Raw genomic sequence first — 5584 nt, forward strand, 5'->3', positions numbered from 1 at the left:
TTATTTTCTTTTCTATATTGGGGGAAGGAACACGTATAGTCGCACATTTACCAATTCCTGGAAGTATTTTAGGAATTTTATATTTATTTTTGGCGTTTCAGTTACACATAGTAGATCCTGATAAATTAGGCACTACAGGGCAATTCTTGTTAAATAATTTAACGATCTTGTTTGTTCCTGCCGGTGTAGGTTTGCTAGATTATTTTGATCAGATCATGGCTATTTGGCCTATCTTACTAGGAGCAGTCGTTTGTTGTTCGATAGTGACGATGGTGGTCACAGGAAAAACAGCGGAAGGCGTGGAAGCTCTCGTTACACTACTTCGTACTAGAAAAAAAACGAGGATAGAAGGAATGGAGGAATCACCACTTGAATGAATTATTTAGTCATCCCTTGTTTGGTTTGAGTCTGACCATAGGCGTGTATGTTTTATTTGATAAGTTGATACGCAAACATCCAATACCTCTCTTAAATCCATTAGTTTTGTCAATTATCGTGATTATCTTATTTCTACATTTTACAGGCATTAGCTATCAAGATTATAATGTTGGCGGGAATTTACTGACGTTACTGATTACTCCTGCGACTGTGGCGCTTGCGCTTCCTTTATATAAAAATTTCCATCTATTAAAAAAACATGTTTATCCGATCATTTGTGGGATCATAGCAGGAATCATGGCGAATTGTTTTGTAAGTGTCAGTATCGGATACTTTTTTGCATTGAACAAGGAAATTGTCATTTCGTTATTGCCTAAATCAGTGACGACTGCCATTTCTGTTGATCTTTCTCATTCGATGGGAGGAATCAATGCTGTCACTCTAGCAATCGTTGTTTCTACAGGGATTTTCGGCTCGTTGATTGCGACCCATATTTTCAAAGTATTTCGCATCAAAAGCCCAATCGCAAAAGGAGTTGCTTTAGGTAGTACTTCCCATGCTATTGGCACAGCCAAAGCAATCGAAATCGGAGAAATTGAGGGTGTGATTTCTGGATTGGCCATTTGTGTGAACGGTCTGCTAACCGTCTTTTTACTACCATTGCTCTTTCAGTTCTTTGCTAACTTGTTTTGATGTCGAAAGGTAGATTTTATGCTACAATGAGAGAAACATTCTAGCAAGGGGTGGAGTCGTGTATTTGTCTTCTGAATATCTGAAACGTTTTGATAAAGACTTATATTACAAAGTTCTTCTACTAGAAAGTTTCGAAGATCAAGCTGGGCATACGGCTGTTAAACTTGCGCAAAGAGTCCAACTAGATGCTCGAAGTGTCTCAAAATATGTCAATGAACTAAATAAAAACTATCAAAAATTCAGTGGCAAGACCCAGTCTTTGTTTACAAAGTCCAGTCGCTCGGGATATCAATTTTATGATTCACTTGATTCCATCGAGCATGAACGCTTTTTGATGTATCTCGTGCAAAGTACGCTAAAGTATCAGCTACTGCACGACATTTTTTTTGAAGAATTCCATACGATCTATCAGTTCTCACAAAAGCATTATATCAGTGAATCGACCACTCATCGTAAAATCAATGAATGGAAAGAACAATTGACTGGCTATGGGATCCATTTACAAAGAGGTAGCTATGTGGCTTGTGGCGAAGAAGAAATCATTCGGTTGTATCTGCATATGACTTTTTGGCAATTATTTCGTGGTAAAATATGGCCTTTTAAAACAATTCCCCAAGAAGATATCAAAAACATCGCTGAACAGATCTTGCTCTTTTTTCACATTCGGTTGAATGAGATCAAAAAAAGACGCTTAGAATATATGCTAGGTGCATTTTTTCTGCGTAAATCACAAAAACATGACGTACGTTTGAATGACAAGAAGAAGGCATTACTCAATCAAAATGCTTTGTTTTATCGGTTTTGCCAGTGGATGGAACCAATCTTTCCTAACTATTTTCAAGCAAAAGAGGAGTTGGGAGCTTTATTCTTAGTCTTGATGACTAGAGAAGAGTACTACAGCGATCAAAGGATTCGTAAAGAAATCTTTCAGTTTCATCAACAACATCAAACACTACCTTACTTAGCACTTGCGAAAGCTAAAGAAGCATTGGTTCACTATCAAGCAGAACATGGGATGATCCAGGAAACTTTGACAAATGAGGCAGAAAACTATTTATTCAGTAGTCATTTGTTTGCGTATCTTTTCCCTTATGCAAAAGAGACGATTGATGGGGATGACAGTGATTTTATGAATCATTTAGTGATTAAAAATGACAAATTGAAACATTGGTTAGATTCGTTTTTTGAAGAAAAACAACGAGCAGATCACTATCCGGCATTTGAGAACACCTCTTTTTTGATGGGAAGGTATCTAACGGTGCTTAAAACGATGGGGATGTTCAATCAAAAGCTACCTGTCGTAACCTTGTTGTTGATGACGGATTTTCCTTTGTTTGAAGAAGAATTGCTGAAAGAGAGTCTACGACAATTTTTCCGAAATGAGTACCAACTGAAATTTTTACCAACGGATTATCGGGGAAGAGAGGTAGATCTACTACTATCTACCAGTAAAGTCCACCGGAAACCATGGGCGGATCTCAATTATTTTATCGTTACAGGAGAACTGCAATTAGCTGATTATATTGAGTTATATCAGACAATCAAAACAATCAAACAAAGTGAGGAGTAATCATGACATTTGAAGAAGTATTACCACAATTGAAACAAGGGGCAAAAATCATCCGTAAAGGCTGGAGTGGGTTTGAGTTATATGTAACGCTTGTTTCTGGAGAAGTATTCGATGGTTGCCCTGTGACTCCATATTTTTTGATCAAAACGAGTGACGAAGGATTTTCTAGTTTTGCGCCAACTGTCTGTGATATTTTAGCGGATGACTGGGAGATCGTCGAATGAAAAACCAATACACTGATTTAGCTGGACAAGTGGTGTTTGTAACAGGCGCAGCTTCTGGGATCGGTGCAGCGCAAGCAGTAGCTTTTTTAGAGCAAAAAGCGTTTGTCTTTGGTTTTGATCTGCAAATGGGAAAAATGGTAGATCTACTAGAAGCTTATCCAGAACAATTTTTTGCTTACACAGGAGACGTTTGTCAGAAAGAAACGCTTGAAGCAGCAGTACGTGCTTGCCATACAAAATTTGGCCCAGTGTCTATCTTATTGAATACAGCTGGAATTTTAGATGCGTATAAACCTTTACTGGAAACCGATGAAAGGCTTTGGGATCAAATCTACGAAGTGAATGTAAAAAGCATGTTTCGCTTAACGAAGCTCCTACTTCCTGAAATGCTTGCTAAAAACAAGGGAACGATTATCAATATGGCATCGATTGCGGGGTTCGTTGCTGGAGGTGGTGGGATTGCTTATACTAGTGCAAAACATGCGATTATTGGTTTTACGAAACAATTAGCCTTAGATTATGCACCACAAGGTATTCGTGTCAAAGCCATTGCACCAGGAGCGATCCAAACACCGATGAATGCTGCCGACTTTGTTGGTACTGGTGAGATGGCGGAATGGGTAGCGAATGAAACACCAGTGAAACGCTGGGCACAACCTGAAGAAGTAGCTGAATTGACTTTATTTCTTGCGACTCCTCAAGCAAGTTATCTTCAAGGTGCAATCATTCCCATTGATGGTGGTTGGCTTTTGAAGTAAAAAACTGTATCGAAGTAGATTCTATATAGGTTGCTAAAATAGAATAAATCATGAAAAAAACAACACCTTAAGTATGAAAAGAGCGTGAAATAAAAGTGTTTACTTTTGTTTCACGCTCTAAATACGTATAAACGGCGGAATCAAAAAGCAACTCCTTCGAAAAAAAAGCTAAAATTCACAAAAATTTAAAAAGTAATTTTCGTGAATTTTAGCTTATTTCTCGAAGTTAAACACTTCTGTTCCAGCCTCTTTTTTTGAGAGGTAAGTGCGATAGATTTACTGTTTTTTTGTAGAAAATATTGTATCTGTGTTGAAGTGTAATCTTTTTCGTAATAATATCCCTAGATATGCGGCTCCGGTGCTTTTCAGTAATTCAGGAAATAAAAAGGGAACAAAGCCGCTTAATATGGCTGTTTGAAGGGGAAGACTACTACTGATTGCTAACCATGAAGTACCTGTGATCAAAGCAAGCAAAGCACCTACCATATTAGCAAACCAAGCTTTAGGAAAACGAGGACTAGTTTTTTCAATGATCCAGCCAATGGCAAGAGATTGTAAAAGAAATCCTAGTAAATATCCTCCTGATGGGCCAAATAATACCCCAATTCCCCCAGTCATTCCTGAAAAAACAGGAAGCCCGATCAATCCAAGCAATAGATAAATGAATACAGCGATGGTCCCTGTACGTTTGCCCAAAAAGGTGGCAGTTAAACCGATCGCAAATGTTTGTCCAGTAAGCGGAATCAAACCTAATGGGATCGTAAATTGAGATAGTACGGCAATAATGGCAGCAAATTCAGCAGCAAGTATCAGTTCTTTAAGGGATTTTGTCATATGGTGCTCCTTCCGTTAACCCATTTCAATACAACGGTTAACGAAATTATAAACTAAGAAGAAAGGGTTGTAAAGTCTAGCCACTAAATTACTTGATTGTAACTGGGAAATTGGAAATTTTAGAGCAAGAAAAAAGTATGATTGAGAAATGAGAACCCTAATTCCTATTTGAGCTCCTTTTCAACAAATAAAAAAAAGCCCAACTATCAAAAAGATAGTGGGCTTTTGCACCAAAGTTGTTTGAATTATAGGCTTTGGTTGTAGTATTCAACGACTAGAGCTTCGTCGATTTCTGGGTACAATTCATCACGTTCTGGTAAACGAGTTAATGAACCTTCTAATTTTTCAGTATCAAAGCTTACAAATGCTGGACGTCCAACAGTTGCTTCAACAGCTTCTTTCACTGTTGAGATGTTTTGTGATTTTTCACGAACAGAGATCACTTGACCAACTTCTACATGGTAAGAAGGGATATCCACACGTTTGCCATCAACCATGATATGACCATGGTTTACTAATTGACGAGCTTGACGACGAGTAGTTGCAAGACCTAGACGATAAACAACATTGTCTAAACGTTGTTCTAGTAAGATCATGAAGTTAACCCCGTGTTTACCTTCTTTGATTTTGCTTGCTTTAACGAACAAGTTACGGAATTGACGTTCGTTCATTCCATACATATGACGTAGTTTTTGTTTTTCAGTTAATTGCATACCGTATTCTGATTTTTTGCCACGGCTGTTTGGTCCATGTTGACCTGGAGCGTAAGGGCGACGTGCTAATTCTTTCCCTGTGCCAGATAATGAAATACCTAAGCGACGAGAAATTTTCCATGATGGTCCTGTATAACGAGACATTAAGATTTCCTCCAATAAATATCAATTTAGTTTTGGAGTAAAATAATCCGATGAAAAATTCATAATCGTATAGTTTGTTCTTCAATCTTCACCTTTGCAGCCGCGGTTACGCAATTGAACCCAAATCGGGGCAACAAACTAGGGGCGAGTTATTATTTTTCTGCTGCATTATTTTACACAAATTACAGTATAATCGATATCCCCTATCAAAGTCAAGATAATAAGTATTTAAAAACGCTTTACAAACAATGTTCCTCTCTATAGAATAAG

7 protein-coding genes are annotated in these 5584 nt (G+C 37.8%); 5 read left to right on the plus strand and 2 right to left on the minus strand.

Annotation, left to right across the window (positions count from 1 at the left end; genetic code table 11):
• The first annotated feature begins 2 nt into the window (after positions 1-2).
• From A5844_RS13765 to A5844_RS13785, 5 genes are read left to right on the plus strand one after another with little or no spacing between them, the layout of a single operon-like run.
• Positions 3-377, plus strand: coding sequence for a CidA/LrgA family protein (locus tag A5844_RS13765; protein ID WP_086285729.1), 375 nt, complete (start codon positions 3-5; stop codon positions 375-377).
• Positions 370-1071 carry an LrgB family protein gene (locus A5844_RS13770; RefSeq protein WP_086284230.1) on the plus strand — a complete coding sequence of 234 codons (702 nt, stop codon included), beginning with the start codon at positions 370-372 and terminating at the stop codon, positions 1069-1071. The genes A5844_RS13765 and A5844_RS13770 overlap by 8 nt, the downstream gene beginning before the upstream one ends.
• A gap of 58 nt (positions 1072-1129) precedes the next feature.
• Positions 1130-2641 carry a helix-turn-helix domain-containing protein gene (locus tag A5844_RS13775; protein WP_086284231.1) on the plus strand — a complete coding sequence of 504 codons (1512 nt, stop codon included), beginning with the start codon at positions 1130-1132 and terminating at the stop codon, positions 2639-2641.
• 2 nt (positions 2642-2643) lie between these two features.
• A complete protein-coding gene (locus tag A5844_RS13780) occupies positions 2644-2865 on the plus strand; it encodes a DUF2829 domain-containing protein (protein WP_086285730.1) in 222 nt (73 codons plus the stop codon).
• Positions 2862-3623, plus strand: a complete 762-nt coding sequence (locus A5844_RS13785) for a 3-oxoacyl-ACP reductase (RefSeq protein WP_086284233.1) — start codon at positions 2862-2864, stop codon at positions 3621-3623. The genes A5844_RS13780 and A5844_RS13785 overlap by 4 nt, the downstream gene beginning before the upstream one ends.
• 276 nt (positions 3624-3899) lie before the next feature.
• Here A5844_RS13785 and A5844_RS13790 read toward each other — a convergent pair whose 3' ends face one another.
• Both A5844_RS13790 and rpsD read right to left on the minus strand, forming a co-directional pair.
• Entirely contained in the window at positions 3900-4457 is a 558-nt protein-coding gene (locus A5844_RS13790; protein ID WP_086284234.1) for a biotin transporter BioY, read from the minus strand.
• Positions 4458-4702: 245 nt separating this feature from the next.
• A complete protein-coding gene (gene rpsD / locus A5844_RS13795; protein WP_086284235.1) occupies positions 4703-5314 on the minus strand; it encodes a 30S ribosomal protein S4 in 612 nt (203 codons plus the stop codon).
• Between the last annotated feature and the right edge of the window lie 270 nt (positions 5315-5584).

It is taken from the genome of Candidatus Enterococcus wittei, assembly GCF_002140175.1.
GTDB lineage: Bacteria > Bacillota > Bacilli > Lactobacillales > Enterococcaceae > Enterococcus_B > Enterococcus_B wittei.

Excerpts from the sequence above, each read along its gene's own strand:
- A5844_RS13780 (WP_086285730.1), top strand. The coding sequence starts at position 2,644 with ATGACATTTGAAGAAGTATTACCACAATTGAAACAAGGGGCAAAAATC.
- A5844_RS13785 (WP_086284233.1), top strand. The coding sequence starts at position 2,862 with ATGAAAAACCAATACACTGATTTAGCTGGACAAGTGGTGTTTGTAACA.
- A5844_RS13790 (WP_086284234.1), bottom strand. The coding sequence starts at position 4,457 with ATGACAAAATCCCTTAAAGAACTGATACTTGCTGCTGAATTTGCTGCC.
- rpsD (WP_086284235.1), bottom strand. The coding sequence starts at position 5,314 with ATGTCTCGTTATACAGGACCATCATGGAAAATTTCTCGTCGCTTAGGT.